At 67.9% G+C, this 517-nt stretch carries 1 pseudogene; it reads right to left on the bottom strand.

What is annotated here, in order from left to right:
* A pseudogene (locus DD1DGNOD_RS29155) lies at nucleotides 1-335 on the bottom strand (ABC transporter substrate-binding protein); the annotation flags it as partial.
* Nucleotides 336-517 lie beyond the last annotated feature (182 nt).

The following is a 517-nucleotide window of genomic DNA, read 5'->3' as shown; positions in this document are numbered from 1 at the left end:
GGGCTGACCGTCCAGCTCGTGGCGAGCCACGGGACGATCTCGCCGGTCTTGGAGTCCTGGTCGGTCAGCGAGTCGGCGAAGTTCCGGTCGATGCTGCGGGTCTCGATCCAGTACACCTGGTTGGGGTCGACGCAGCCCTGGAAGTCCGACCAGAAGGCGATCTTCAGCCGGCCACCCGGCACGGGCTGTGCGGTGTCGGTGCTCGCGCCCCCGCTGTCGCTGCTCCCGCAGGCGGCCAGGAGGGTGGCGGCGAGGACGGGCAGGGCTGCCGCGGCCCGCCATCTCCTACTTCTGTTACTTTTTCTACTACTTCGGTGACGCTGCAATATTGTCATCAGGATATGGCTCCCAGAATTGTTTCCGTAAACAGGTCGGGGCTGGGCCCCGGGGGTAGTCGGAAAAGGTGGTTCGCGAGGGCGGCCGGCAAGGCCGCCGCGGGTGTTGATACGGGTACAGGTTGGCGCTGGGCCGGGTTGGCGCTAGGCGGGTCGGCGCTGGGCGGGTCGGCGCTGGGCGG

The sequence above is a fragment of the Candidatus Protofrankia californiensis genome (genome assembly GCF_900634765.1).
Classification (GTDB): domain Bacteria; phylum Actinomycetota; class Actinomycetes; order Frankiales; family Frankiaceae; genus Protofrankia; species Protofrankia californiensis.
The sequence above is the reverse complement of the archived record's forward strand: the minus strand, read 5'-3'. Positions and strand labels throughout refer to the sequence as shown.